Origin of the sequence: Pseudoduganella sp. R-31 (assembly GCF_049913235.1) — a bacterium.
GTDB lineage: Bacteria > Pseudomonadota > Gammaproteobacteria > Burkholderiales > Burkholderiaceae_D > Rugamonas.
Genome location: NZ_CP183986.1, coordinates 5,589,220 through 5,614,545 on the forward strand (window position 1 = coordinate 5,589,220; position 25,326 = coordinate 5,614,545).

Consider the following 25,326-nt stretch of genomic DNA (forward strand, 5'->3'; position numbering starts at 1 on the left):
GACGATTATAGCGAATGGCGCCGCGCGGCTAGTTCCAGATACGGTAGACCCAGTAGGTTTCGTCTTCCAGCCCGCGCCGCAGGATCTCGGACGGGCTAAGCCCGCTGATCTCGCGCGCTTCACGGCTCATGTGGGACTGGTCGGAATAACCGCCCAGTTGCGCCATGTCGCCCAGCGAGACCCTGCCTTTCAGCGCGGCGTCGCGCGCTGCGATGAAGGTCTGTTCAGCGCGATAGGCGCGGCGCAGGCGGCGCAAGGGCTGGCCCGCCCATTCCCGGATACGGCGTTCGGCCATGCGCACGCTGCGGCCAATGCCTGCGGCGGCGGCCTGGCCTTCCAGGCGGCGCACCCAGTCTCCCACCGCGCCATCGAAAGTGCCGGCGCCGCGCACGGCGCGCCAGCGCGGCTCAAGGAAATCCTCCAGCAAGGCGACGCGCGTTTCGTCGTCGCGCGCGGCAAGCATTTGCGCCGCCAGCTGCTGCCATTCGGCGTCGAGCATCACATCGAGCGGCTGGAACTGGTCGACGATGGTGCTCATGTCGATCCCCGTCAGGCGGTGCAGCGCTTCGGGGAAAAAAAGCACGGTCATGAAATGCGTGGGGCCCGGGTTGGCGGACACCGTGGGACCGGTCCACGCACCCGACAGCAGCACGCCGCCCTCCTGACACTTCTCCGCCATCGGCGGCTCCACCATCTGGGACTCGCCCACCAGTTGCAGGAACAGCACCGGAAAACCTGTCGCCGGATAACGGTTGAGGCGCTGCTCGTCGGGCAACTCGCAGCCGACCGTATTGCGCACGACGATCGCACGCAGGCAGGAGGCGAGCGAACGGCGCGGCACGATGAATTTGCTAATTGGCAACATGCACAGCATTGTAGCGCGATGTCGCAAATGTTCAAGACCGGACCGCACGGTCGACGCATACTGGCAGCATGAATACGACAACCGCCCCCACTCGCGGCGCTTTGCGCCAACTCTCCGACCTGCCCGGCCCAAGGGGCCTGCCCTTCCTCGGCAATATCTTGCAACTGCGGCCGCGCAAGGTGCATGCCGATGTCGAAGTCCTGGCGCAGCAATATGGTTCGCTGTTCCGCATGAGCATTGGCCGCTCGCAGGCGCTGGTCGTTGCCGATGCTGCGCTGGTCAATGGCATATTGCGCGACCGGCCCGACGGCTTCCGGCGGCCCGACGTCACCGCCCAGGTGTCGGATGAGATGGGCGGCGAGCGCGGTGTCTTCCTGGCCGAAGGCGCGGCCTGGCGCAACCAGCGCAAGATGGTGATGCAGGCGTTCGCACCGCATGCGATCAAGGCCTATTTCCCCCTGCTGGCGCGCGTCGGCGCACGGCTGCAGGCACGCTGGGCGCAGGCAGCGCAGGAAGGTCGCCCTATCGCCCTGAATGCGGACCTGAAGCGCTACACGGTGGACGTGATCGCCGGCCTGGCGTTCGGCGAAGAGGTCAACACCATCGAGCATGGCGATGACGTCGTGCAGCAGCAACTGGAGCTGATCATGGAAGGTACCGCGCGCCGTTCCCTGCTGCCGGTCCCGTACTGGCGCTACGTGAAGCTGCCCTACGACCGAAAGCTGGAGGCGGCAGTCCTTGCCATGCGCGAAGCGACCAATGGCTTCATCGCCAAGGCACGCCAGCGCATGCAGGACGATCCTTCCCGCGCCGAGAAGCCGCAGAACATGCTGGAAGCGATGCTGGCCGCAGCGGACCAGGAAGGCAGCGGCATCGACCACGCCGCAGTAGTCGGGAATGTCAGCACCATGTTGCTGGCGGGCGAAGACACGACATCCAGCGCCCTGTCCTGGCTGATCTGGCTCCTGTCTCGCCACCCGGCGGCACTACAACGCGCGCAGGAAGAAGTGCGGCGCGTTGCACCCGATCCGGCAGGCTTCAGCATCGAGCAGATGGACCAGCTGGAATACATCGACGCCTGCGCGCACGAGGCCATGCGCCTCAAGCCGCCGGCGCCCTTCATTCCATTGCAGGCCAACCGCGACTTCGTGGTGGGCGATGTGCAGGTGCCGAAGGACAGCGTGGTGTGGTGCGTGCTGCGGCACGACAGCGTGGCGGAAGCGAAGCTGTGCAATGCAGCCGCTTTCGATCCGCAGCGCTGGCTGGATGGCAGCAATGCGCGCCAGCTTGCAATGCCCTTCGGTTCAGGCCCTCGCCTCTGTCCGGGACGCTACCTGTCGCTGTTGGAAATCAAGGTGGCCATGGCTTGCCTGCTGGGGCGCTTCGAGCTGCTTTCCGTCGAAGGAGACAGCGAGGAATACCACGGCTTTGTCATGTCGCCAGGCGCTTTGACGATGCGGCTTTCACCAATAGCTGGATAGTCAGCGCGAAAACAAAGGCGCAGAAGAAGGATGCCGCCACCGGCTGCGCGCGCAGCAGCAGCGAGATCGCGACGCAAAATGCGGCGAAGGCAAAGTAGCCAAGCATGGTGCCGCGCAGCAGTTGCACCGCGCTGTTGCGGCCTGCCTGTATGTGGGTGAAGCCCGTCAGCACCGTGCCCATAACCGGGAACATGGCCAGGAAACCGCTCAGGCGTGGCCCCAGCCCTGCGGCCGCCGCGCTGACAGACATCACCAGCACTGCACCCGCCAGCATCCGCCACGGCAAGTCGCCGCCACGCCGCGCCGGCACCGCACTCGCGGCAGCGGATGGCGTAGCCGGCGTCGCGGGGAACAAGCGAGGCGCGACAAGCAGCGCGACCACAACAGCCGCAGCTGCAAACGGCAACGCCAGGTGCAGCGACTGCAGTCCCGCCACCGCCAGCGCCCATGTACTCAACGCAACCGGCATGGCGCCGGCAACGCCCATCCGGCCGGAGGCCCACGCGTACGCGAGGCTGAAGGCAATCATTGCCAGCACGGCCATCAGGGTCCCTTCCGCCGCTGTCGCGGCAAACCCGGCGCCTTGCTCCAGCGAGATCGCCAGCAGTATCGGCCCCGCGACGATCGGAAAAGCCGAAAGCCAGCCGGCAACGCCGGGTCCCCAGCGCCGGCCGGCCAGCGTGACTGCATAGATCAATGAGGGGACGAGGAAGAGTTTCAGGGCGAGGATGGAATTCATGGGGCGCGAGTCTAGCACGCTCGCCCTTTGTAACGACTAAGTAACAGCACGTTGACACAGGAGCCTCGATTCCGCACTATCCTCGCTCCCTTGTTCCAACGAAGCCATTGCAATGACTGCAACTAACATTCTCCCCAAACTTACCTCCCTGCTGCTCCTCGCTGCATGCGCCGGCCTGTCCCAGGCGGCAGCAGTCGAACCAGCCAAACACGCCATCACCCACGAGGACGTGTGGCTGATGAAGCGCGTCGGCGCCCCGCAGCCCAGCCCGGACGGCAAATGGGCCGTGTTCTCGGTCACCGATCCGGCCTACGACAGCAAGGAGCAATGGTCCGACATCTGGATCAAGTCCCTGGTGGACGATAGCGCACCGCGCCGCCTGACCTTCAGCAAAGGCGGCGAATCCGCCCACGCCTGGTCGCCGGACAGCCGCTTCCTGCTGTTCGTCGCCAAGCGCGAAGGCGACGAAGCGCCGCAGATCTACCGCCTCGACGTCGCCAGCGGCGGCGAAGCGCAACGCATGACTACCCTGACGCTGGGCGCGCGCATGCCGAAGTGGAGCCCGGACGGCAAACAGATCCTGTTCGTCAGCGAGATCTTCCCGGGCACCACCGATGAAGAAGCAGTCAAGAAGGTCGCCAAGGAGCGCAAGGACCGCAAATACAGCGCCCGCGCCTACGAATCCTTCCCGCCGCGCTTCTTCGACAAATGGCTGGACGACAAGAAAGTGCGCCTGTTCGTGATGGATGCGCAGGCCGACGCCAAGCCGCGCGATATCCTGGCCGGCAGCAAGCTGGCCGACCTGCCGGGGTTCGGCGGCAGCCAGGGCGACGACGGACAGTCCCTGAACGCGGTCTGGACGCCCGACGGCAAAGGCGTGGTGTTCGCCGTTTCCACCAACCGTGACGAAGCCGCACGCGCCTCCACCTTCACCCAGATCTACAGCGTTCCGCTGGGCGGCGGCGAGCCGACCCAGTTGACGAAAGATGGCCGCAGCTACCACGACCTGCGCTTCTCACCTGACGGCAAGACCCTGTTCGCGCTGACCGAAGAAGAAGTACCGAACAAGGTGTACGACCTGACCCGCGTAGCCAGCTTCGCCTGGCCGTTCACCAGCGCGCAGCCGAAGATCCTGACCCAGGACCTGGACCGCTCGATCTCCCGCATCGCCCTGCCAGGCGACGGCAAGCGCATTTACTGTTCCTTCGAGCACGCCGGCCTGGAAAAGGTCAGTTCGATGAACTACGCCGGCGGCGACAAGCGCGAGGAACCATCGCTGCCGAACGGCTCGATCAATTCGCTGAACGCAGGCGGCAAGGCGCTGGTAGGCGTGTGGGAATCGGCCATCAATCCGCCGGAAATCTACTCGTTCAACGGCGCCCCGAAGCGACTGACCTCCTTCAATGTGGAGAAAGCCGCGACGATCGACTGGCAGGCGCCCGAGCATTTCTGGTACAAGACACCGGACGGCCGCCAGATCCACAACATGATCGTCAAGCCGGCCGGCTTTGACCCGAACAAGAAATACCCGCTGTTTGCGGTGATCCACGGCGGCGCCGCAAACATGTGGCGCGACCAGTTCGTGCTGCGCTGGAACTACCACTTGCTGGCTAAGCCGGGCTATGTAGTGCTGCTGACCGACTACAAGGGCTCCACCGGCTACGGCGAAGAATTCGCGCGCTCGATCCAGCATGACCCGCTGAAAGGCCCGGGCGACGAAATCAACTGGGCAGTGGACGAAGCGATCAAGAAATATCCATTCATCGACAGCACCAGGCTGGCGGCAGGCGGCGCAAGCTACGGCGGCCACCTGGCCAACTGGCTGCAGGCCACCACCACCCGCTACAAGGCCATCGTGTCGCACGCCGGCGAGATGGACCTGGTGATGCAGTGGGGTACCAGCGACAGCATCTATGGCCGTGAAGTCAACGGCGGCGGCCCGGTATGGAGCAACCTGCCCGTATGGCGCGAGCAAAGCCCGATCATGCAAGGTGCGAACCACGAGAAAGGCACCGGCTTCAAGACGCCGATCCTGATCACCGTCGGCGAACTGGATTACCGTGTACCGGTCAACAACGCGCTGATGAACTTCGCGGCGCAACAACGCTTGAATACCCCTAGCAAACTGGTAGTATTCCCGGACGAAAACCACTGGATCCTGAAAGGCGAAAACAGCCGCTACTTCTACAACGAAGTTCACGGCTGGCTCGCCAAATACCTTTAATAAGAGGAGAAGTAAAAAATGACGGTTGCAAACTGGTGTATCGCCGCGGCCTGCCTGCTGCCCATGGTCGTCGCGATGACATCCAAAGTCGCCTCGGTCACGAGCAATGACCGCTACGACAATACCGATCCGCGCGACTGGGCCGGCCGCCAGGCTGGCTGGATGAAGCGCGCCATCGCTGCACAGCACAACGGCTTTGAGGCACTGCCGCTGTTCATTGCAGCCGTCATCCTCGCGCAGCAGGCCCACGCCAACCAGGACCGCATCGATATCCTGGCGATGTCCTTTGTCCTGATCCGCGTGACCTACAGCATCATCTACATCAGCAACCTCGCTACCATGCGCACGGTGGTGTGGTTCGCCGGCATCCTCGTCAGCCTGGCGATCCTGGCCCACTCCTGACCGTCATGCGGCGCTGGCTGCGACCGGCGCCGCTGCTGCGGCCGGCCGCAGCCTGATCGCCAGCACCATCAGGCCAGCCACCAGGCAGGCAGCGCCTGCAGTGAACAGCGCGGGATTGTAGGTAAGCAGCAGCGTACGCACCTGCCCTGCCCCGAACGCAGCGACTGCAGCACCCAACTGGTGGGCTGCGAAAATCCAGCCGAACACCATGCCCGCTTTCTCCTTGCCGAAGGTCGTTGCGACCAGGCGCACGGTTGGCGGCACGGTGGCGATCCAGTCCAGGCCATAGAACATGGCGAATATCGACAGCCCGTAAAGCGTGAACTCCGAATACGGAAGCCACAGAAGCGACAGGCCGCGCAGGCTGTAATACCAGAACAGCAGCTTGCGGTTGTCGTAGCGGTCGGACAGCCAGCCGGACAGGATCGTGCCAATCAGGTCGAAGGCGCCCATCATCGCCAGTACCGAAGCAGCAGGCACCGGACCCAGGCCGGCATCGCCGCACAGGGAAATGAAGTGGGTCTGGATCAGGCCATTGGTACTCAGACCGCAGATGAAGAAGCTGCCGGCCAGCAGCCAGAACACCAGGCTGCCCGACGCTTCTCGCAGGATGCGGAACGGCGTCGCGAAACCAATCGTCATTGACGCCGTAACTGTCGCTGCAGGCTGCGTTGCACCAAACGGCGCCAGGCCAACATCGGCAGGACGATTACGCATCAGGAAGAACACGGCAATCGCAACGACGCCGCACGCCACCAGCACCGGCACGACAGCCATGCGCCAGCCGAAATGCTCCACCAGCCACGCCCCTACCGGCAGGAAGATCAACTGCCCGGTTGCCGAACTGGCCGTCAGCAAGCCGACCACCAGGCCGCGCCGGGTCTCGAACCAGCGATTGGAGACTACGGCGCTCAGGACCAGCGCTGTCATGCCCGAGCCCACGCCCAGCATCACGCCCCACAACAGCACCAGGTGCCAGAACTGCGTCATCCCCAGCGCCAGCAAGGAGCCCACCGTGATCAGGGCAAGCGCCGTCACCACCACTTTACGCAAGCCGAAGCGCTCCATCAGGATCGCCGAGAAGGGCCCCATCAGGCCAAACAGGGCGAAGCGCACGGCCAGGGCCGACGATATCTGGTCGACACCCCAGCCGAACTCCTTGCTCAGGGGCTGCAGCAGCGCGCCCGGCAAGCCGAGTGCGGCCGATGAGGTCAGCCCGGTCAGGAAGGTCAAGGCAACGATGACCCACGCATAGTGGATGCCGCGGCGCTGCAACCGCTGGGAGAAAGTTTGAGCAATCATGCGCTGCATCTTATATGATGACCGTCATGAATGCAAGAAAAAGAAAAGCCGGCCCTGGGCCGGCCCCTCTTTGGCGCAAGGCGCCCGTTTATTTCTTGATCTGCAGGGAAGATTTCACTTCCTGCACGCCCTCGACTTTGCGGGCCAGTTCGACAGCTTTGTCAGCTTCAGCCTTCGATGGCACGAAGCCGCTCAGCATGACGATACCCTTCTGGGTTTCGACGTGCACGTCCATGGCTTTCACCAGCGGGTCGGCGGCATATTCTGCCTTCACCTTGGTGGTGATCATGGTATCGGACATCGCGGTGCGGGTGCCTGCGGTTGCGTCACGTGCAGCCGCGCGTGTATCGGCAGTTGCCTCGCGCGTAGTATTGGCCAGGTTGGTTCCAGCTTCGCGGGTCTCCTGGGCAATGGTCTCAGTGGTGCTTGGCGTGCCAGCATTGGCCAGCGCGGTCTTATGGGCGGACTTGGCGTCCGACTTGCAGGCCGACTTGGCCGAACCGCTCATGTCGTCGCAACGCTCCTTGGCCAGGTCATACTCTGCATCGGCCAGTTTTTTCTGGGCCTTTTCTACGTCCCTGGGCGTGTTCTGGTGCTGCCTGGTCGCGTCCAGGATAGCGCGCGCTTCGGCTACTTTGGCTTCGTCCTTGCAGATGTCTTCAGCATTACCCTTCAGGCTCTTGCAATTGTCCTTAGCAACCTTGTAGTCGGATTCAGCCTTGTCCTTCGCAGCCTTGTAGGCGTCGTTATCGGCAGCCTGCGCGACGGCGAATGAAGTACTGAACAGGGCAGCCAGCGAAATACACAGGATTTTCTTCATGGTTAGTCCCCTTTAGGATGGTTTGCATGGGAATTACACGCCTCCCGGGGACTAAATTCTGTGCGCGACCGAACACAGTTGCGTTATTGCTCGTCTTTAAGTAAGCCTTTGCCCCACAGCACGCGCGCCTGCTCGAAGGGGTTATGTTCGCTAGAGAACACAGCGCCATCGGCCGCAAGCTGCAGCCAGGCGCGCGTGTTGTGCGAGCCGTGCTCGACAGGCTGGCGCACCTGCATCAGCCAGCCATGCACCTGCTTGTATTGCGCGGCATTCGCGCGTTGCGTCCATGCCAACGCCACCAGGTCGGAGAAGGCTTCCTCGCGGCGGGTATCGCGCATTTCCTTCGACAGTGCCTGCAGTTCAGGGTTGTCGAGCTGTTCATGCGGACCCTCGACAAAGCCGGCCGGCAAAGCATGCCAGCTGCCGTGCGCCTGGCGCCAGCAATGGCCGACTTCGTGCGCCGTCATGGCTTCGATCAGGATTTTCTGTTGCTCGGCAGGTACGCCGGACAGCACTTCTTCCGCTTGGGGATTGCCGCGCATGGAGAACACCAGCTTGCAGCGGCCATCGGCAAAACCCATGGCCAGCGGCACGTCGTTCGGACCGGCTTGCGGCTGGACCACGATATCAATCGGAAGTTTGAGTTCCTGCTTGGCGTACGCCAGCACGGGAGAACCGGCTTGCAGCCAGCGTGTTTCAGTTTCGGTCAGCTGTGCAGCGCCAGCAGAGGCAGCAAAAAAGGACAGCAGGATTGGCAGGCTCAGCTTCATAACAGAACTCCGGTAACTGGATACAACTATACATGCCTTACGGCAAGCTGTTACCGGAGTTTCTGCGCTGTTACAAAATATTGGCTGAGCTTGTCGGCAAGTTTATTTTGCGAGCAAGGAGTTGGCAGTAGGGAAAGACGGACGAATGTCGTTCGGGACTTTCTTCATCTTGTCCAAAGCCTTCTGCACATCGGGGCGGATGACGACGTACTTCGCCATCATGTCCTTGGCGCGCGCGTAATCGCCGGTCGCTTCGATAGTGAGGAACTCACGGTCAAGATCAATCACCGCCTGCTTGATTTTCTTGAAGTCGACCGAGAACGTGCCATCGCCGTGCGACACGAAGCCGCCTTTATCCAGCAGGTAGTTGACCTGGATCGCCATGCCGCGCGCGTGCGAGTCGGTCAAGCCGAAGTGCAGCGTGCGGAAGGCCGACGCGAGGAAGGTCGTGTGCAGTTTGCGCTCCGCGGCTTCACCCTGGCCCAGGGTGTCGTTCAACTGGCCCTTCTCCATCATGTACATCAGGGCGAACAGGCCGGTGATGTCGGCTTTCGCTTCCTCGATGGTGGAATAGGCTTCCTTCAAGTCCTGGCGCGGGGTCGATTCGGTGGCGCCGGCCTTGGTGATGTGCGGGCCCAGGCCGTGGGTGATTTCGTGCGCCAGGATGTGCGTGAAGAAGGAGTTGAAGTCCAGGTCCTTCTGGTCCGCTGGACGCAACACCAGCTTGGCGATCGGCGTCAGCGTGGCCTTGAATTTTTCTTCCTGCACGTTCTTCAGCATCACGCGCTTGGAACCGCGCTGGCTGATGATGCGCTCGTCGTTCGGCAGGTTGTAGGCGGCAGTCTGCACGCCCATATTGCCGTCGCCCGCTCCGTAGACCTGGTTCACCACCACCATCGGCGCAACAGCGCCCACCTTCGGATTGCGGTACATCGGATCGACAGGCAGGTTGTCTTCCAGCTCCTGCATATGCTTGGCGAAGAAGTCCAGCTTGCGCGTTTCCTTTTCGTCGCGGATGTTCACATAGGCTTCGAAGGCGGCCTTGTAACCAAACAGTTCGTCGTTGTATGTCTCGTATGGGCCGATGGTGACGTCGACCGGCGAATCCAGGTCCATCCAGGCGAAGTCGGAAGGCAGGTAATCGTTGGACAGGAAGGCATCCGCACGCAGGTCGAGGAATTTCTTCAGGGAGGCGTTGCTGGTGGCGGCAGCAGCTTCCTTCAGCAGCTTAGACAGCTTTTCCAGCTCCGGCTTGTATTCTTCGGAATACTTCACGATCTTGAACTTGCCGTCATCGCCTTTGCGGATGGTGGTGAAGAACCACTGCGCGTCCTGCTTCTGCGCGGCAGGCAGGCCGTTGATCCAGGCTTCCACTTCTTCCTTGCTCACGCCTTCCGGATAGAAGTTGGCGGCGGCAGGCTTATGATCCGGTACCTTGATGCCCGCTACTTCCGCCGGCAGGAAGGATTTGTGGTCGTCGAGGATGGACCACGGGCCCTTGTTCAGCCAGAAGTACTCGGCGCGCGCCTTGCCCAGCCGGGACTTGTCCTTTTGCAGTGCAGCGTACAAGGCCTCGTTGCCGGACCAGCGCTGGCGCAGTTGCAGGGTATCGACGATCTTCGCCGCCTCGATCAGCTTCCTGATCGCCTGGCAGTCGCCTGCCGTCAGGTGCGAAGTGTCGGCCTTCAGTTGTACCGGCGCGTAGCGCCTGGTCATCTTCTGCAACTCGGCGACGTCGGCGGGAGCAGCGGCAGCGGTGGCGCTGGCAATCGCCAGCACCAGCGGGGACAGGAGGTTTTTCATGTGGCCTTTTCTCTACAGTTAAAAGGAAGGCCACATTGTATGCCTGCGTCTACCAGGCGCGGTAGGTTTTTCCGGTTTCCGCGCCTTCCACGCAACGGCTGTAGGCGCGTGCTACACGGCTCGAAGGAACGGGCTCGAAGCCATGAAACAGCGACTCGAACTTTTCCACCGATTCCTCCAGCAGCGAAGGATTGACCACGTTGATGCGCAGGCCGCGCTGCAGCTCCACCGCCGCGCCGCGGGCAAAGCCCTCGATGCCGTTGTTGACGGTCACCGTATTGGCGCAGCCGCGCAGGGGATTGTGCGCATCGACGCCGCTGGTCAGGGTGATCGAACCGCCATCGCTCAGCGCATGCTGCGCGACCAGCGCCACGTTCACCTGCCCCATCAGCTTTGAATCGAGACCGATGCGGAACTGCCCGTGCGTCATCGCTTCCAGCGGGCCGACGTGAAGCGCACCCGCAGCGACCACCACATCGTCCACCCTGCCGGTTGCCGCGAACAGGGCCTGCACCGAAGCGATGTCTTCGATTGCCACGCGATGATCGCCGCTATTCCGGCCAGCGGTGATCACGCGATGGCGCTTGCCCAGCTCCCGCACCACGGCGCCGCCGATGGTGCCGGTGCCGCCAATAACCAGGACCGTACGCATTACCACACGCGGTAAGTCTTGCCGTTGTCCGCGCCTTCCACGCTGCGGCTGTAAGCCAGGGCCACGCGCTTCACTGGCACGGTTTCAACGCCGTAGAAATAAGGGCCATAAGTCTCGACCGACTCGTTGACCAGGGTCGGGCTGACGGAGTTGATGCGCAGCCCGCGCGGCAGCTCAATGGCGGCGCCAAGCACGAAGCCATCCACGGCAGCGTTGACGGTGGTGGCATTGACGCCGTAGCGGACCGGATTGTCCGACAGGCTGCCGCTGGTCAAGGTGATCGAACCGCCGTCATTCAGGTACTTCTGCGCCGCCAGCGCCACGTTCACCTGGCCCAGCAGCTTGGAGTTCAGGCCGATCTGGAACTGCTCCGCGGTCATCTCCTGCAACGCGCCGAAATGGGCGTCACCGGCAGCCACCACCACGCCATCCACCTTGCCGACTTTTTCGAACAGCGCTTGCACCGAAGCCGGGTCCTCGATCCTGACCTGGTACTGGCCGCTGTTGCGGCCCACACTGATCACTTCATGGCGCAAGCCCAGTTGTTCCACGATCCCTTTGCCGATGGTGCCCGAGGCGCCGATAACGATGATCTTTTTCATGTTGAATCTCCTGTTGGGTTTCGAAGTGAAGCCAGTATGCGCCCCGTCACCACAGGAATAAATGAGCTATCATTTAGTTAATTACAAACTCATGGTTCGCAATGGACAAGCTCCGCAGCATGGAAGTATTTGTCGCCGCCGTCGACACAGGCAGCTTCACCGCCGCAGCCGAGCGCTTCGGCATTTCCGCCGTCATGGTGGGCAAGCACGTGCGGGAACTGGAACAGAAGCTCGGCACCGCCCTGCTCACGCGCACCACGCGGCGCCAGTCGCTGACCGAGATCGGCCGCCAATATGCCGAGCAATGCCGAACCATCCTGGCGCAGATCAGCGCGGCGGAAAGCCTGGCCGAAACCATGCGTTTGGCCCCGCGCGGTGTGCTGAAGGTGTCGGCAGCAGTCTCTTTCGGAATGGAGTGGCTCAGCCCCATGATCCCCGAGTTCCTGGAAATGTACCCGGAAGTCAGCCTGGACCTGAACCTGAACGACCGCATGATCGACATGGTGGAAGAAGGCTTCGACGTGGCCGTGCGCATCGGCAAGCTGGAAGATTCATCGCTGGTCGCGCGGCCGCTGCGGCCATATGGCCTGGCGATTTGCGGCTCGCCCGACTACCTCGCGCGGCGCGGCGTGCCCCAGGTACCGGCCGACCTCGCGCAACACGAATGCCTGGAATTCAGCGGCTGGGTGCCGCAGGCACGCTGGCGGCTGAAGGGAGAAAAGGATGCGCGCAACGTACCGCTCAGCCGCCTGCGTGCCAACAACAGCTACGCCCTGAAACAAGCCGCGCTGAAAGGCTTCGGCCTGATCATGCAGGCTGAAACAGCGCTGGCACAAGACATCGCCGCCGGCCGCCTGGTACGCGTGCTGGACGACTACCTGCCCACCCCACGCCCCATGCACCTGCTCTACCCACGCAACCGCCAGCCCACACCCAAGCTGACCAGCTTCATCGACTTCGTGCTCACCCGCCTCGGGCCTACCAATTAAAAAGTCGGGGTCAGGTCTGGCAATCCGCCATTAAACGCACATTCGTGCGTTTAATGGCGGATTGCCAGACCTGACCCCGACTTTTATTTAAGGAGCTTGCCAGCCGCCGCCGAGGGCGCGGGCGAAGCTGACCGTGGCGAGCATGCGCTGGGTGTTGATCTGCACGGCGGCGCGGTCGGCGGCCAGGGCGCTGCGCTGGGCGTCGGTGACGTCGAGGTAGGTGCTGATGCCGCGTTCGTAACGGGCACGGGCAACGTCGTAGGCGCGGGTGGCGGCTTCGCGGGACGTGGCCTGGACCTTGCCCTGCTGCGTGCGCTGCTGCACATCGGACAGGGCGTCTTCCACTTCACGCAAGGCAGTCAGCAGCTTGCCTTCGTGGTTGGCTACCGCTTCTTCATAGCGGGCCTTGGCAACCGTCAGGTTGGACTGGTTGCGGCCGCCGTCGAAGATCGGCAGCGACAGCGCCAGCGGACCGAGGCTGAAGACGCGCGAACCGCCTTTGCTGATATCGCTCAAGCTCTCCGAGGCGTAGCCGAAGTTGCCGGTCAGGCTGACCGAGGGGTAGAACGCGCCTTCCGCGACGCCCACGTTGGCATTGGTCGCGCGCAGGGTGGCGACGCTGGCGGCCAGGTCGGGACGGTTGGCCAGCAGGTTGGCGGGCAGCCCGGCCGGGATGACCGGTGGCGCCGGCAGTTCGGCCGCAGTTGCCTGTTCCAGCTGCATCGTCGATGGCGAGGCGCCTACCAGTACCGCCAGCGCGTGTTCCAGCGTGTTGCGCTGGCGCTGGACTTCTTCCAGGTCGGCTTCGGCATTGGCGCGTTCGATGCGGGCGCGCGAGGTGTCCAGTTCGTTCGACAGGCCGGCGTTGAACCGGGCGTTCACCAGGTCTTCACTCTCCTTGCGGGTGGCCAGCGCGCCGCGCAGGATGGCCATTTCGGCATCCAATCCGCGCAACTGCCAGTAGGTGGTGGCGATCTGCGAGGACAGCAGCAACAGCACGCCGTCGCGGTCATGGCTGGCCGCCAGCGCTTGCGCGTCGGCCGATTCCACGGCGCGGCGCACGCGGCCGAACAGGTCCAGCTCATACGAGAAGCCGGCTGCCACGGAGTAGTTGTTGCCGTGGATCGAGCGGTGGCCCAGGGCGATACCTTGCGAGGTATTGGCCGAGCTGCGCGAATTCGATACGCCGGTACTGAGCGTCACGGATGGCAGCTGGCTGGCTTTCACCAGTCCCAGTTGCGCTTCGGCCTGGAACAGGCGCTGCGCCGCCGCCTTGACGGTCGGGCTGTCGCGCAGGGCCTGGTGCTCAAGCCGGTTCAGCGTGTCGTCGCTGAACACGGTCCACCACTGCGATGGCAGTTGGGCTTCGCTCGCTGCGCCATGCGGCGCGTGGCGGAAGGCCTGTTCCTTCATGCCTGCAGGCGCCTTGAAGTCGCTGCCCACGGTACCGCAGCCGGCCAATACCGCTGCCGCGCCAACTGCCATTGCAATCATTTTGATGTTCATAGTTCTTACTCTCATTTAGTGCGCACCAGCGCCGCCGCCCGAAGGTGATTTCACCTTGTCGGACAGCCACAGGATCAGGATGCAGGACAGCAGGATGCCGCCCACGATCAGGAAGCCGTCGTTGTACGCCATCACGAAGGACTCGCGCCGCACGATGCCATCGACCGCCTTCAGCGCCTTGTCCGATGCGGTAACCGGGTCGAAGCCCTTGCCGATAAACGACTGCGTCAACTGGTCCAGGCGCAGCTGGGTGGCGGCCGAGAAGCTGTTCACTGCCTCGCCCAGGCGAGCCGAGTGGAAGTGTTCGCGCTGCGTCAGCTGGGTTGCCAGCAGGGCGATGCCGATCGAGCCGCCCAGGTTGCGGATCATGTTGAACAGGCTAGATGCCGATGCGGTGTCTTTCGGCGCAATGCCGTTCATCGCGAAGTTCGACAGCGTCAGCATCACGAAGGGCTGGCCCAGCGCGCGCACCACCTGCGACAGCAGCAGCTGGTCGTAGCCGGTGGTCGCGTCCATATAGGCATTCATGATGCAGGAGACGCCGAACAGCCCGAGCCCGATCGAGCACAGGATGCGATTGTCGACCTTCATCGACAGCTTGGCCGCGAAAGGCATGATGAACAGCTGCGGCAAGCCGGCCCACATGATCACTTCACCGATCTGCATCGGCGAATAGCCGGCGATCTGGCCCAGGTACAGCGGCAGCAGGAACGAGGAGCCGTACAGGCCCATGCCCATCACCGCAGCCAGCGCCGATGCCACCAGGAAGTTCCGCTGCGTGAACAGGCCCAGGTTGACGAAGGGATGCGGCCGCATGGCGCTGGTCAGCACCCAGCCCAGCAAGCCCACGATAGCCAGGCCGGCAAAGGCGATGATGAAGCCGGACTCGAACCAGTCCTTGCTGTTGCCCTCTTCCAGGAAGATGGTCAGGCAGCCCAGGCCCATCGCCATGAAGGCGATGCCCAGCCAGTCGGCATTGAACAATTCACCAAGCTTGCGCTGCTCGTGGTCGAGGCCATAGGCCACGCCGGCGATCAGCAGGATGCCGGGCACCCAGTTGATGTAGAAGATCGAAGGCCAGCCATACAGCTCGCTCAGATAGCCGCCCAGGGTCGGGCCCATGGAAGGCGCCAGCGTTGCGGTCAGGCCGAAGATCGCCATGCCCACTGCGCGTTTCGATGGCGGCAGCTTGGCCATCACCAGCGTCATCGCCATAGGGATCAGCGCGCCGCCGGTAAAGCCCTGCATCATGCGGAACATGATCATGCTTTGCAGGTTCCAGGCCGCGCCGCACAGGGTCGAGAACACCAGGAACAGTGCAGTGGTGCCCATCATGTAGCCGCGCATGCCGAAGGTGCGCGTGAGCAGCGCCGTCAGCGGGATCACGATGATCTCGGCCACCAGGTAGGCGGTCGAAATCCAGGAGCCCTCTTCCTGCGTCGCGTTCAGCGCGCCGAGGATGTCGCGCAGCGAGGAGTTGGTGATCTGGATGTCCAGCACCGCCATGAAGGCACCCAGCATGCCCGCGGCGACTGCGATCCAGGTGCGGCCGGATACCCGGCCTTCAGGCACCATCATTGGGGCACTCATTTTGCGTTCGACTTGATGCTGACTTCAGCGATGGCCGACATGCCCGGCACCAGGCGGCCTTCATAGGCTTTCAGGTCTTCCGGCTTGAAGGTGATCTTCACCGGCACGCGCTGCACGATCTTGGTGAAATTGCCGGTGGCGTTATCGGCCGGCAGCAGCGCGAACTGCGCGCCGGAGGCTGGCGAGAACGAGTCAACGCGGCCAACCAGTTCCTTGCCGGGCAGTGCGTCGATGGTCAGGCTCACTTCCTGGCCCACGCGCATGTCGGCGAGCTGGGTCTCCTTGAAGTTGGCGGTGACCCACACATTGTCCTGCACCAGGGCCACCAGTTGCTGGCCTGGCTGCACGCGCTGGCCTACTTCCAGGGTGCGCTTGCCGACGCGGCCATCGACCGGTGCGACGATACGGTTGTAGGCCAGTTGCTGCTGCGCGTCTTTCAGCTGCACTTGCAGCACTTTGACTTGCGCCTTCAGCACTTCGCGGGCGGAGGTGGCGGAGCCGATTTGCGCTTTCGCGGCAACGGCGCTGTCCTTGCGCGCCGCCACGTCGGCGGTGGCGCTGGCGCGGGCGGCGTTGGCCGCATCCAGTTCGGCTTTCGATACCGCTTTCATCTGGCTGGTATACAGCTGGCCATAACGCTCGGCGTCCTGCGATGCACGCAACTGGTTGGCTTGCGCCTGCGCCACTTGCGCAGCAGCGGCGCTGGCTTGCGCATTCACTTGCGCGATCTGGGCGTCCGCCTGCAGCACTTGTTGCTGGACGCTTGCGATCTGGGCCTGGATCTGTTCTACCTTCACCTGCTGGTCGAAGGGATCGAGTTCGGCGATTACGTCGCCCGCCTTCACGAGCTGGTTGTCGTCCACCAGCACCTTGGTCACCACGCCGGAAATGCGCGAGGACACCGGGTGCACGTGGCCTGCCACGTAGGCGTTTTCCGTTTCCACATAGTGATGGCTGCGGTACCACATGCGGCCGCCAGCGGCCAGGGCTGCCAGGGCGATCAGGCCGGCGATCACGAGTACGCGACGGTTAGGTGGATTAGCGGTAGGCGCGGCTTCGGGCACGGCGCTGAGCACTTTTTGTTCGGCTGGGTTGTGCTGGGACATGGTGGGAAACTCCCTGAAAATGAAATGAGTCGTGTGCATTATTGGTCAATCAATGACCAAAGTCAAGAAATGAAACGATTGCATTTCATTTTTATTTGGCATAAAGTGAGGTCTCTGCTAGCCTTCGGGCATTACGTACGGTTTTCAATCATGTCTATTGAACAAGTTATCGAGCCAGTCAAAGCCGGGCGCCCCAAGGCCGCCGAGGCCGAAGCGCGCCTGAACGACCTGCTGGATACGGCCGCCCGGCTCATCCTGGAAAAGGGCTATGCCAAGGTCAGCCTTGAAGCCATTGCCAAAGAAGCACGGGTTGCCGTGCGCACCATCTATGTGAAGTTCGGCGGCAAGGCCGGCCTGCTCAAGGCGATCTTGCTGCGTCATCGTGCCGGCGCCTTCGATCCCGTCGGCATGGAAACCCTGCACCGCCCTGTGCGCGAAACGTTGCTGGAGTTCGGCCTGCGCTTCCACCGCCTGGTCAGCACGCCGGCGGCTACCGCGCTCTATCAAATCGTGGTGGCGGAAGCCCACGCCAATCCTGACCTGGCCGAAGCATTCTGGGACGCCGGCCCGCGCCAGACGCGCGAGCTGGTGGCGCGTTACTTCGCCCGTGCGGACGTCCGAGCCCAACTCGATACCAAGGCGCCGCCGGAGCGGCTGGCGATCCACCTGATGAACTGCCTGATGGGCGACCAGTTGCGCCGCTTCCTGTTCGATTCTCGCTGCGGCGTGGCCACCACGCCGGAGGAGATCGAGCAAGGCGTCGACCTGTTCCTGAACGGGGTGTTGAAGCGTTAAGCAGCCCTTAAGCGTGCGCGGCAGCGTATGTGCGCTAGCGCACGGTGGCCCATCGGCTGGCTGCCGGATACTGACCTTCTCGAGAACCAAAATTAAAGTGGGAGGTTGTATGAGCAAGGTCGATCGGCTCGAATGGAGCAGGAAAATTGCCACGATCAACGAGCGCATCAAAGGTTTCCAGGAAAACCCGAACAAAGAACACCTGGACGCCGCGATCAATGAACTCAAGGCCTATGCGGAGGCTGCCAATAGCGGCGGTATCGAAATCCCAGAGCGCTTCATTGCGAGCTGACAACAAACCGGGCAAAAGCCCGGTTTTTTATTGCGGCGACGCGCTTCCTGTGTCACGATGCCCACCCCTAGTATCAACTTATTGGTAGTAAATCATGAGCGAACAAGCAACCCAACAGCAGCAGAACGACGACCAGAAATTCTTCGAAAACATCGACGCCTACATTGCACTGGCCAACGCCCACGAAAACAGCAACAAGGGCGCCCCGCAACTGGTAGGCGCCAGCCTGCTGTTCGCCGCCGCCCGCTACAACACCTACCTGGTAGCACGTGCCCAGCCTGACCTGGAAGCCTTCAAACTGAAGAAAGAAGAAGCCAAGGCCTACTTCATGGACCAGTTCAACAAGATGTTTGACGATAACTGGGAAGACTACGGCAAGCATTTCGAGCAGTACCGCAACCAGAAGTAAGCAACTCCCGGGCCCGCGTGGCCCCAGGAAAATTGCGCGTGATGGCCCTGTCCGGGCAAGCGAGCCGAGACTAAGATCGTGCTTTCGACGCCCGGATCATCACCATGAAAACTGCCTTCATTGCGCTCCTGGTCTTCTTCATCCACATCGGCTCCCCCGCAGCGGCTCCTCCAGCGAGCGATGGCCAACAGGACTTCAATTGGGAATTGGGGACCTGGCAAACAACACTGCGGCGACTCAGCAAACCTCTTACCGGCAGCCAGGAATGGCTTGAATATGCCGGCACGACGACCGTCTCTCCACTGATGGGAAAACGGGCAAATATCGTTGAATTTGATGTGCAGGGCCCTGCCGGCAGGATTGCCGGAGTTTCCCTTCGCCTGTACCAGCCTGCGAGCGGGCAATGGAGCCTGCATTTCGCGAATCTCGCCAACGGCGCGATGACGGAGCCAATGCACGGCAGCTTCAAGCAGGGGCGCGGCACCTTCTTCGGCCAGGACACGCTGGATGGCCGCAAGATCCTGGTCCGCTTCCTGATTGTCCCGCTGGGCGCGGACCAGTGGCGCTTCGAGCAGGCCTACTCCGCCGACAATGGAAAGACCTGGGAGGACAACTGGATCGCGGTCGATACGCGCCAGGCTGTCCTCCCATCGCGCTAACGGCTTAGCGCTTGCGCGGCGGCGGCAGGTCGGTGCAGACGCCTTCGTAGGCTTCTGCTGCCATGCCGATCGATTCACCCAGGGTCGGGTGCGGGTGGATGGTCTTGCCGATGTCGATGCCGTCGGCACCCATCTCGATCGCCAGGGCGATTTCACCGATCATGTCGCCGGCGTGGGTGCCGACGATGGTGCCGCCGATGATGCGGTGCGTCTCTGCATCGAACAGCAGCTTGGTGAAGCCTTCGTCACGGCCGTTGGCAACGGCGCGGCCGCTGGCAGCCCATGGGAAGTGGCCCTTCTCGACCTTGATGCCCTTGGCTTTCGCTTCGTCTTCGGTGATGCCGGCCCATGCCACTTCCGGATCGGTGTAAGCCACCGATGGAATGATCTTCGCGTCGAAGTGAGCCTTCTCGCCGTGGGCTGCTTCGGCGGCGACGTGCGCTTCGTGCACGGCTTTGTGCGCGAGCATCGGCTGGCCGACGATGTCGCCGATGGCGAAGATGTGCGGCACATTGGTGCGCATCTGGCTGTCGACGTTGATGAAGCCGCGGTCGGTGACGATCACGCCGGCCTTGTCGGCCGCCAGCTTCTTGCCGTTCGGGCTGCGGCCGACTGCCACCAGGACCATGTCGTACAGCTGCGGTTCCGGTGCGGTGGCGCCGGCTTCTGCGGCTTCGAAGGTGACCTTGATCCCTTCCGGCAGCGCTTCCACGCCGACGGTCTTGGTCTTGGTCATGATGCGGTCGAAGCGCTTCTCGTTGTACTTCTGCCAGACCTTCACGGCCTCGCGGTCGGCGCCTTGCATCAGACCGTCCATCATCTCGACCACGTCGATGCGTGCGCCAAAGGTGCTGTAGACGGTGGCCATTTCCAGGCCGATGATGCCGCCGCCGATGACCAGCATCTTCTTCGGCATGAAGCGCAGTTCGAGCGCTCCGGTGCTATCGACGATGCGATTGTCGTCAGGGACGAATGGCAGCTTCACCACGCTGGAGCCGGCGGCGATGATGGCCTGCTTGAACTGCACGACCTTCTTGCTGCCGTCGGCTGCGGTGACTTCGATGTGGTTCGGGCTGAGGAACTGGCCCACGCCCTGCACCACGTTCACCTTGCGCATCTTGGCCATGCCGGCCAGGCCGGTGGTCATCTTCTTGATGACCCCTTCCTTGTAGCTGCGCACCTGGTCGATGTCGATGGTCGGCTTGGCGAAGGTGACGCCATTCTTGGCCATGTGGCTGGTTTCGTCGACCACGGCTGCCAGGTGCAGCAGGGCTTTCGACGGGATGCAGCCCACGTTCAGGCAGACGCCACCCAGGGTCGCGTATTTCTCGACCAGCACGGTGTTCATGCCCAGGTCCGCGGAGCGGAAGGCGGCGGAGTAGCCGCCAGGACCGCCACCCAGGACCATCATGTCGCAGGTGATGTCGACCTGGCCGGCGTAGCCGCCAGCCTGCGGCGCAGCCACAGGCGCGGCCGGGGCTGGCGCGGCGGCTGGCGCCGGGCCTGCAGCGGCCGCAGGAGCTGCGGCTGGAGCAGGTGCGGCTGCAGGGGCTGCAGAGCCGACGGCTTCCTCGACCACCATCAGTGCCGAGCCTTCGCTCACCTTGTCGCCAACCTTGATCTTGAGTTCCTTGATCACGCCAGCGTGGGTCGATGGAATCTCCATCGATGCCTTGTCGGATTCGACGGTGGCCAGCGATTGGTCGACCTTGACGGTATCGCCAACCTTGACCAGCAGCTCGATCACTTCAACGTCCTTGAAGTCGCCGATGTTCGGTACTTTAACTTCGATCATCGCGGCCTCCTTACAGCAGGATCTTGCGCATATCGGCCAGCACTTCGGCCAGGTATGCAGCGAAGCGGGCACCGGATGCGCCGTCGACCACTCGGTGGTCGTAGGACAGCGACAGTGGCAGCATCAGGCGCGGCACGAACTGCTTGCCGTCCCAGACTGGCTTCATGGAGGACTTGGACAAGCCGAGGATCGCCACTTCCGGTGCGTTCACGATCGGGGTGAATGCGGTACCGCCAATGCCGCCCAGCGACGAAATGGTGAAGCAGGCGCCCTGCATGTCGGTCGGTTTCAGCTTGCCTTCGCGCGCTGCCAGCGACAGTTCGCCCATTTCCTTGGCGATCTGGGTCACTGACTTCTGGTCGGCGTTCTTCACGACCGGCACCACCAGGCCTTGCGGCGTGTCGGCTGCGAAGCCGATGTTGTAGTACTTCTTCAGGATCAGGTTCTCGCCCTTCTCGTCCAGTGACGAATTGAAGGTCGGGAATTTCTTCAGCGCGGTCACGGAGGCCTTGATCACGAACGCCAGCATGGTGAGCTTGACGGCGTCCTTGTTCTTGGCGTTGGCGTTGTTGCTGTCGACGCGGAACTGTTCCAGGTCGGTGATGTCGGCGTCTTCGAACTGCGTCACGTGCGGGATCATCACCCAGTTGCGATGCAGGTTCGGGCCGGAGATCTTCTTGATGCGCGGCAGCGGGGACAGTTCTGTTTCGCCGAACTTGCTGAAGTCCAGCGATGGCCATGGCAGCAGGTTCAGGCCTGCACCGCCGCCAGCGGCTGCCGGTGCGGCATTCGGTGCTGCGACTGCGCCGGAGACGATGCCCTTGACGTAATTTTGCACGTCCAGCTGGGTCACGCGGCCTTTCGGGCCGGTGCCGCCAACGCGGGTCACGTCCACGCCCAGTTCGCGGGCAAACTTGCGAACGGATGGAGAGGCATGGGCCAGCTTGCCGTTGACGGCAGGCGCGGACGGCGCTGCAGCGGCAGCAGGAGTCGCGGCTGCAGCCGGAGCTGCGGCGGCCGGAGCGGCAGCGGGAGCCGCGGCTGGCGCAGGCGCTGCCGCTGGGGCGGCGGCACCGCCGGCAGCGTCAACGATCAGCACCAGGGAGCCTTCAGCAACCTTGTCGCCTACCTTGACCTTGATCTCTTTCACCACGCCAGCGTGCGACGATGGAATTTCCATGGAGGCTTTGTCGGATTCGACGGTCACCAGGGACTGGTCCTTGGCGATGGTGTCGCCGACCTTGACCATCACTTCGATGACTTCCACTTCCTTGAAGTCGCCGATGTCGGGCACTTTCACTTCGACCGGGCCGGCCGAAGCAGCTGGCGCAGGCGCGGCGGCAGCGGCAGGCGCTGGGGCCGCAGCAGCAGGCGCGGCTGCCGGAGCTGCGGCTGCTGCCGGTGCGGCGGCAGGAACTCCGGCGGCGCCGGATGCTTCAACGATCAGCAACAGCGAACCTTCCGCCACCTTGTCGCCGACCTTCACCTTGATTTCCTTGACGACACCGGCTTGCGACGAAGGAATCTCCATCGATGCCTTGTCCGATTCAACAGTCACCAGCGACTGGTCAACCTTGATCGTGTCGCCCACCTTGACCATCAGTTCGATGACTTCAACTTCCTTGAAGTCGCCGATATCCGGGACTTTCACTTCAACCATGCTCATAGTGTTTGCTCCGTCTTCTTATTTATTGGGTCACCGGATTTGGCTTGTTCGGGTTGATGCCGTACTTCTTGATGGCGTCTTCCACCACCGACATCGCGATCTTGCCTTCGTCCGCCAGGGCACGCAGGGATGCGACGGTGATGTAGTAACGGTTCACCTCGAAGAACTCGCGCAGCTTGGCGCGGCTGTCCGAACGGCCAAAGCCATCGGTGCCCAGCACCTTGTAGGTGCGGCCTTCCGGCATGTAAGGACGGATCTGCTCAGCGAATGCACGCATGTAGTCGGTGGTTGCAACGATCGGGCCGGTGCTGTCCTTCAGCAGGCCGGTCACGTAAGGGACGCGCTGTTCCTTGGTCGGGTTGACCATGTTCCAGCGTTCGCAGTCCTGGCCATCGCGGGCCACCAGGGTCAGCGAAGGAGCGGACCACACGTCGGCAGCGATGTTCCAGTCGTTCTTCAGCAGTTCAGCGGCGAAGATGGATTCGCGCAGGATGGTGCCCGAGCCGACCAGCTGCACGCGCTGCTTGGCGGACTTATCGCCCTCTTGCAGCAGGTACATGCCCTTCAGGATGCCCTCTTCCTGGCCTGGCTTCAGGCCTGGGTGGGCATAGTTCTCGTTCATGATGGTGATGTAGTAGAACACGTCTTCCTGTTCGCCCACCATGCGGCGCAGGCCGTCCTGGATGATGACTGCCAATTCATGGCCGAAGGTCGGGTCGTACGGAACGCAGTTCGGGATGGTCGCCGCAACGATATGGCTGTGGCCATCTTCGTGCTGCAGGCCTTCGCCGTTTAGCGTGGTGCGGCCGGCGGTACCCGCCATCAGGAAGCCGCGTGCGCGCATGTCGCCCGCCGCCCAAGCCAGGTCGCCAACGCGCTGCAGGCCGAACATCGAGTAGTAGGTGAAGAACGGGATCATCACGCGGTTGTTGCTCGAGTACGAGGTCGCCGCAGCGATCCACGAGCTCATGCCGCCCGCTTCGTTGATACCCTCTTGCAGGATCTGGCCGGCCTTGTCTTCGCGGTAGTACATCACCTGGTCCTTGTCGACCGGCTCGTACAACTGGCCTTGCTGGTTGAAGATGCCGATCTGGCGGAACAGGCCTTCCATACCGAAGGTACGGGACTCGTCAACCAGGATAGGCACTACGCGCTGGCCCAGCGACTGGTCGCGCAGCAGAGCGGTGATGATACGCACATAAGCCTGGGTGGTGGAGATCTCGCGGCCTTCCGGGGTCGGGTCGGTCACGGCCTTGAAGGCGTCCAGGCCCGGCACCACCAGTTGCTCGTCGGCCTTGGTACGGCGCGATGGCAGGTAGCCGCCCAGTGCCTTGCGGCGCTCGTGCAGGTACTTCATTTCAGGCGCGTCGTCGGACGGCTTGAAGAACGGGATGTCTTTCAGCTTGTCGTCCGGGATCGGGATGTTGAAGCGGTCGCGCATTTCGCGGATTGCCTCGTCGTCCAGCTTCTTGGTCTGGTGCGCGGTGTTGCGCGCTTCGCCGGATTTGCCCATGCCGAAGCCCTTGACGGTCTTCACCAGCAGCACGGTTGGCTTGCCGACGGACTCGTTGGCCATCTTGAAGGCAGCGTAGATCTTGTGCGGGTCGTGGCCGCCGCGGGTCAGGCGCCAGATGTCGTCGTCCGACATGTTGGCCACCATTTCCAGCAGCTTCGGATGCTTGCCGAAGAAGTGCTTGCGCACGTAGGCGCCGTCCTTGGCCTTGTAGTTCTGGTATTCGCCGTCGACGGTTTCCATCATCACCTTCTGCAGGATGCCGTCCTTGTCCTGCGCCAGCAGGTTGTCCCAGCCCGGGCCCCAGATCACTTTGATGACGTTCCAGCCGGCGCCGCGGAAGTCCGCTTCCAGCTCCTGGATGATCTTGCCGTTGCCGCGCACCGGACCGTCCAGGCGCTGCAGGTTACAGTTGACCACGATGTTCAGGTTGTCCAGCTGTTCGCGGGCAGCCATGCCGATCGCGCCCATCGATTCCGGTTCATCCATCTCGCCGTCGCCGCAGAAGGCCCAGACCTTGCGGCCTTCGGTATTGGCGATGCCGCGCGCGTGCAGGTACTTCAGGAAGCGCGCCTGGTAGATCGCCATCAATGGGCCCAGGCCCATCGACACGGTCGGGAATTGCCAGAATTCCGGCATCAGTTTCGGGTGCGGGTAGGAGGACAGGCCTTTGCCGTCCACTTCCTTGCGGAAGTTCAGCAGTTGTTCTTCGCTCAGGCGCCCTTCCAGGAAGGCGCGCGCGTAGACGCCGGGCGACGAGTGGCCCTGGATGTACAGCAGGTCGCCGCCGTGCTCGGCGCTCTCGGCTTTCCAGAAGTGGTTGAAGCCGATGCCCAGCATGTTCGCCAGCGAGGCGAACGAGGACAGGTGGCCGCCCAGGTCGCCGTCGGCGCGGTTGGCCTTGACGACCATTGCCATCGCGTTCCAGCGCATCCACGAGCGCAGGCGCTCTTCGTATTCCAGGTTGCCTGGGCAGTGGGCTTCCTTATGGGCGGGGATGGTGTTGACGTAGGCGGTATTGGCGGAGAACGGAATATCGGCGCCGCGGCGGCGGGCCAGGTCGACCAGTCGCTCCATCAGGTAATGGGCACGTTCAGGGCCTTCGTTTTCCAGGACGGCTTCCAACGCCTCCAGCCATTCTTTGGTTTCCTGTGCATCAGGATCGTTGGCCGTTTGTGCCGTGACCTGGTCAAGTTGAGCTGACATGTAACTAGTCTCCTATCAATTGAAGGCGCCCCACCCTGTGTGCTCCGGACGGTGCAGGTGATTATTTATTAAGACTTTGGCTAAGTGTGAAGGATTCTATCAGCGAATTCGGCATTTTTCAAATTGCGGAAGTTGATTTT

22 protein-coding genes are annotated in these 25,326 nt (G+C 62.7%); 8 read left to right on the plus strand and 14 right to left on the minus strand.

Going from position 1 to position 25,326, the window contains the following annotated elements; all coding sequences use genetic code 11:
* Positions 1-28 precede the first annotated feature (28 nt).
* Positions 29-865: a helix-turn-helix domain-containing protein gene (locus tag ACN9MY_RS25470; RefSeq protein WP_426336310.1), complete on the minus strand. Its 837-nt coding sequence runs from the start codon at positions 863-865 to the stop codon at positions 29-31.
* 68 nt (positions 866-933) lie between these two features.
* On the opposite strand from ACN9MY_RS25470, the gene ACN9MY_RS25475 reads away from it, so the two are divergent.
* Positions 934-2,346: a cytochrome P450 gene (locus ACN9MY_RS25475; RefSeq protein WP_426319023.1), complete on the plus strand. Its 1,413-nt coding sequence runs from the start codon at positions 934-936 to the stop codon at positions 2,344-2,346.
* Here the strand turns inward: ACN9MY_RS25475 and ACN9MY_RS25480 are convergent.
* On the minus strand, positions 2,297-3,085 hold the full coding sequence (locus ACN9MY_RS25480; RefSeq protein WP_426336311.1) for a hypothetical protein: 789 nt from the start codon (positions 3,083-3,085) through the stop codon (positions 2,297-2,299). The two genes, ACN9MY_RS25475 and ACN9MY_RS25480, sit on opposite strands and share 50 nt — an antisense overlap.
* A gap of 112 nt (positions 3,086-3,197) precedes the next feature.
* On the opposite strand from ACN9MY_RS25480, the gene ACN9MY_RS25485 reads away from it, so the two are divergent.
* Together ACN9MY_RS25485 and ACN9MY_RS25490 are read left to right on the plus strand one after the other, a co-directional pair.
* Positions 3,198-5,309, plus strand: a complete 2,112-nt coding sequence (locus tag ACN9MY_RS25485) for a prolyl oligopeptidase family serine peptidase (RefSeq protein WP_426336312.1) — start codon at positions 3,198-3,200, stop codon at positions 5,307-5,309.
* 18 nt (positions 5,310-5,327) lie between these two features.
* Positions 5,328-5,711, plus strand: coding sequence for an MAPEG family protein (locus ACN9MY_RS25490; RefSeq protein ID WP_426164022.1), 384 nt, complete (start codon positions 5,328-5,330; stop codon positions 5,709-5,711).
* Positions 5,712-5,714: 3 nt separating this feature from the next.
* Here ACN9MY_RS25490 and ACN9MY_RS25495 read toward each other — a convergent pair whose 3' ends face one another.
* From ACN9MY_RS25495 to ACN9MY_RS25520, 6 genes are all read right to left on the minus strand, one after another.
* Complete coding sequence (locus ACN9MY_RS25495) at positions 5,715-7,013, minus strand: MFS transporter (RefSeq protein WP_426336313.1); 1,299 nt, start codon at positions 7,011-7,013, stop codon at positions 5,715-5,717.
* 88 nt (positions 7,014-7,101) lie between these two features.
* Positions 7,102-7,833 carry a BON domain-containing protein gene (locus ACN9MY_RS25500; protein ID WP_426164026.1) on the minus strand — a complete coding sequence of 244 codons (732 nt, stop codon included), beginning with the start codon at positions 7,831-7,833 and terminating at the stop codon, positions 7,102-7,104.
* Positions 7,834-7,916: 83 nt separating this feature from the next.
* The gene (locus ACN9MY_RS25505) at positions 7,917-8,603 is read right to left on the minus strand and encodes a hypothetical protein (RefSeq protein ID WP_426336314.1); all 687 of its coding nucleotides are present in this window, start codon (positions 8,601-8,603) and stop codon (positions 7,917-7,919) included.
* A 102-nt stretch (positions 8,604-8,705) separates the two neighbouring features.
* Positions 8,706-10,406: a dipeptidyl-peptidase 3 family protein gene (locus ACN9MY_RS25510; protein ID WP_426336315.1), complete on the minus strand. Its 1,701-nt coding sequence runs from the start codon at positions 10,404-10,406 to the stop codon at positions 8,706-8,708.
* 49 nt (positions 10,407-10,455) lie between these two features.
* On the minus strand, positions 10,456-11,058 hold the full coding sequence (locus tag ACN9MY_RS25515; protein WP_426164032.1) for a short chain dehydrogenase: 603 nt from the start codon (positions 11,056-11,058) through the stop codon (positions 10,456-10,458).
* Entirely contained in the window at positions 11,058-11,660 is a 603-nt protein-coding gene (locus ACN9MY_RS25520) for a short chain dehydrogenase (protein WP_426164034.1), read from the minus strand. Before ACN9MY_RS25520 ends, ACN9MY_RS25515 begins: the two co-directional genes overlap by 1 nt.
* Positions 11,661-11,761: 101 nt before the next feature.
* Between ACN9MY_RS25520 and ACN9MY_RS25525 the strand changes: the two genes are divergently transcribed.
* Complete coding sequence (locus ACN9MY_RS25525; protein ID WP_426164036.1) at positions 11,762-12,649, plus strand: LysR family transcriptional regulator; 888 nt, start codon at positions 11,762-11,764, stop codon at positions 12,647-12,649.
* 87 nt (positions 12,650-12,736) lie between these two features.
* Here the strand turns inward: ACN9MY_RS25525 and ACN9MY_RS25530 are convergent, their stop codons facing one another.
* From ACN9MY_RS25530 to ACN9MY_RS25540, 3 genes are read right to left on the minus strand one after another with little or no spacing between them, the layout of a single operon-like run.
* The gene (locus tag ACN9MY_RS25530) at positions 12,737-14,155 is read right to left on the minus strand and encodes an efflux transporter outer membrane subunit (protein ID WP_426336316.1); all 1,419 of its coding nucleotides are present in this window, start codon (positions 14,153-14,155) and stop codon (positions 12,737-12,739) included.
* A gap of 15 nt (positions 14,156-14,170) precedes the next feature.
* Positions 14,171-15,745, minus strand: a complete 1,575-nt coding sequence (locus ACN9MY_RS25535; RefSeq protein WP_426164040.1) for a DHA2 family efflux MFS transporter permease subunit — start codon at positions 15,743-15,745, stop codon at positions 14,171-14,173.
* Positions 15,742-16,851 carry an HlyD family efflux transporter periplasmic adaptor subunit gene (locus tag ACN9MY_RS25540; RefSeq protein ID WP_426336317.1) on the minus strand — a complete coding sequence of 370 codons (1,110 nt, stop codon included), beginning with the start codon at positions 16,849-16,851 and terminating at the stop codon, positions 15,742-15,744. Before ACN9MY_RS25540 ends, ACN9MY_RS25535 begins: the two co-directional genes overlap by 4 nt.
* A gap of 150 nt (positions 16,852-17,001) precedes the next feature.
* On the opposite strand from ACN9MY_RS25540, the gene ACN9MY_RS25545 reads away from it, so the two are divergent.
* The 4 genes from ACN9MY_RS25545 to ACN9MY_RS25560 all read left to right on the plus strand — a co-directional run bounded on the left by ACN9MY_RS25545 (position 17,002) and on the right by ACN9MY_RS25560 (position 19,006).
* The gene (locus ACN9MY_RS25545) at positions 17,002-17,646 is read left to right on the plus strand and encodes a TetR/AcrR family transcriptional regulator (protein ID WP_426319034.1); all 645 of its coding nucleotides are present in this window, start codon (positions 17,002-17,004) and stop codon (positions 17,644-17,646) included.
* A 109-nt stretch (positions 17,647-17,755) separates the two neighbouring features.
* The gene (locus ACN9MY_RS25550; protein WP_130310722.1) at positions 17,756-17,938 is read left to right on the plus strand and encodes a hypothetical protein; all 183 of its coding nucleotides are present in this window, start codon (positions 17,756-17,758) and stop codon (positions 17,936-17,938) included.
* A gap of 94 nt (positions 17,939-18,032) precedes the next feature.
* Positions 18,033-18,347 (plus strand): DUF3144 domain-containing protein, encoded by a 315-nt coding sequence (locus tag ACN9MY_RS25555; protein WP_426164048.1) that lies wholly within the window; start codon positions 18,033-18,035, stop codon positions 18,345-18,347.
* Positions 18,348-18,451: 104 nt separating this feature from the next.
* On the plus strand, positions 18,452-19,006 hold the full coding sequence (locus tag ACN9MY_RS25560) for a hypothetical protein (RefSeq protein ID WP_426319035.1): 555 nt from the start codon (positions 18,452-18,454) through the stop codon (positions 19,004-19,006).
* A 4-nt stretch (positions 19,007-19,010) separates the two neighbouring features.
* On the opposite strand, the gene lpdA is transcribed toward ACN9MY_RS25560, so the two are convergent.
* From lpdA to aceE, 3 genes are read right to left on the minus strand one after another with little or no spacing between them, the layout of a single operon-like run.
* Positions 19,011-20,801 carry a dihydrolipoyl dehydrogenase gene (gene lpdA, locus ACN9MY_RS25565; protein ID WP_426336318.1) on the minus strand — a complete coding sequence of 597 codons (1,791 nt, stop codon included), beginning with the start codon at positions 20,799-20,801 and terminating at the stop codon, positions 19,011-19,013.
* A gap of 10 nt (positions 20,802-20,811) precedes the next feature.
* Positions 20,812-22,467, minus strand: a complete 1,656-nt coding sequence (gene aceF / locus ACN9MY_RS25570) for a dihydrolipoyllysine-residue acetyltransferase (RefSeq protein ID WP_426319037.1) — start codon at positions 22,465-22,467, stop codon at positions 20,812-20,814.
* 22 nt (positions 22,468-22,489) lie between these two features.
* On the minus strand, positions 22,490-25,186 hold the full coding sequence (aceE, locus tag ACN9MY_RS25575) for a pyruvate dehydrogenase (acetyl-transferring), homodimeric type (protein ID WP_426336319.1): 2,697 nt from the start codon (positions 25,184-25,186) through the stop codon (positions 22,490-22,492).
* Positions 25,187-25,326 lie beyond the last annotated feature (140 nt).

Excerpts from the sequence above, each read along its gene's own strand:
- ACN9MY_RS25470 (WP_426336310.1), bottom strand. The coding sequence starts at position 865 with ATGTTGCCAATTAGCAAATTCATCGTGCCGCGCCGTTCGCTCGCCTCC.
- ACN9MY_RS25475 (WP_426319023.1), top strand. The coding sequence starts at position 934 with ATGAATACGACAACCGCCCCCACTCGCGGCGCTTTGCGCCAACTCTCC.
- ACN9MY_RS25480 (WP_426336311.1), bottom strand. The coding sequence starts at position 3,085 with ATGAATTCCATCCTCGCCCTGAAACTCTTCCTCGTCCCCTCATTGATC.
- ACN9MY_RS25485 (WP_426336312.1), top strand. The coding sequence starts at position 3,198 with ATGACTGCAACTAACATTCTCCCCAAACTTACCTCCCTGCTGCTCCTC.
- ACN9MY_RS25490 (WP_426164022.1), top strand. The coding sequence starts at position 5,328 with ATGACGGTTGCAAACTGGTGTATCGCCGCGGCCTGCCTGCTGCCCATG.
- ACN9MY_RS25495 (WP_426336313.1), bottom strand. The coding sequence starts at position 7,013 with ATGATTGCTCAAACTTTCTCCCAGCGGTTGCAGCGCCGCGGCATCCAC.
- ACN9MY_RS25500 (WP_426164026.1), bottom strand. The coding sequence starts at position 7,833 with ATGAAGAAAATCCTGTGTATTTCGCTGGCTGCCCTGTTCAGTACTTCA.
- ACN9MY_RS25505 (WP_426336314.1), bottom strand. The coding sequence starts at position 8,603 with ATGAAGCTGAGCCTGCCAATCCTGCTGTCCTTTTTTGCTGCCTCTGCT.
- ACN9MY_RS25510 (WP_426336315.1), bottom strand. The coding sequence starts at position 10,406 with ATGAAAAACCTCCTGTCCCCGCTGGTGCTGGCGATTGCCAGCGCCACC.
- ACN9MY_RS25515 (WP_426164032.1), bottom strand. The coding sequence starts at position 11,058 with ATGCGTACGGTCCTGGTTATTGGCGGCACCGGCACCATCGGCGGCGCC.
- ACN9MY_RS25520 (WP_426164034.1), bottom strand. The coding sequence starts at position 11,660 with ATGAAAAAGATCATCGTTATCGGCGCCTCGGGCACCATCGGCAAAGGG.
- ACN9MY_RS25525 (WP_426164036.1), top strand. The coding sequence starts at position 11,762 with ATGGACAAGCTCCGCAGCATGGAAGTATTTGTCGCCGCCGTCGACACA.
- ACN9MY_RS25530 (WP_426336316.1), bottom strand. The coding sequence starts at position 14,155 with ATGAACATCAAAATGATTGCAATGGCAGTTGGCGCGGCAGCGGTATTG.
- ACN9MY_RS25535 (WP_426164040.1), bottom strand. The coding sequence starts at position 15,745 with ATGAGTGCCCCAATGATGGTGCCTGAAGGCCGGGTATCCGGCCGCACC.
- ACN9MY_RS25540 (WP_426336317.1), bottom strand. The coding sequence starts at position 16,851 with ATGTCCCAGCACAACCCAGCCGAACAAAAAGTGCTCAGCGCCGTGCCC.
- ACN9MY_RS25545 (WP_426319034.1), top strand. The coding sequence starts at position 17,002 with ATGTCTATTGAACAAGTTATCGAGCCAGTCAAAGCCGGGCGCCCCAAG.
- ACN9MY_RS25550 (WP_130310722.1), top strand. The coding sequence starts at position 17,756 with ATGAGCAAGGTCGATCGGCTCGAATGGAGCAGGAAAATTGCCACGATC.
- ACN9MY_RS25555 (WP_426164048.1), top strand. The coding sequence starts at position 18,033 with ATGAGCGAACAAGCAACCCAACAGCAGCAGAACGACGACCAGAAATTC.
- ACN9MY_RS25560 (WP_426319035.1), top strand. The coding sequence starts at position 18,452 with ATGAAAACTGCCTTCATTGCGCTCCTGGTCTTCTTCATCCACATCGGC.
- lpdA (WP_426336318.1), bottom strand. The coding sequence starts at position 20,801 with ATGATCGAAGTTAAAGTACCGAACATCGGCGACTTCAAGGACGTTGAA.
- aceF (WP_426319037.1), bottom strand. The coding sequence starts at position 22,467 with ATGAGCATGGTTGAAGTGAAAGTCCCGGATATCGGCGACTTCAAGGAA.
- aceE (WP_426336319.1), bottom strand. The coding sequence starts at position 25,186 with ATGTCAGCTCAACTTGACCAGGTCACGGCACAAACGGCCAACGATCCT.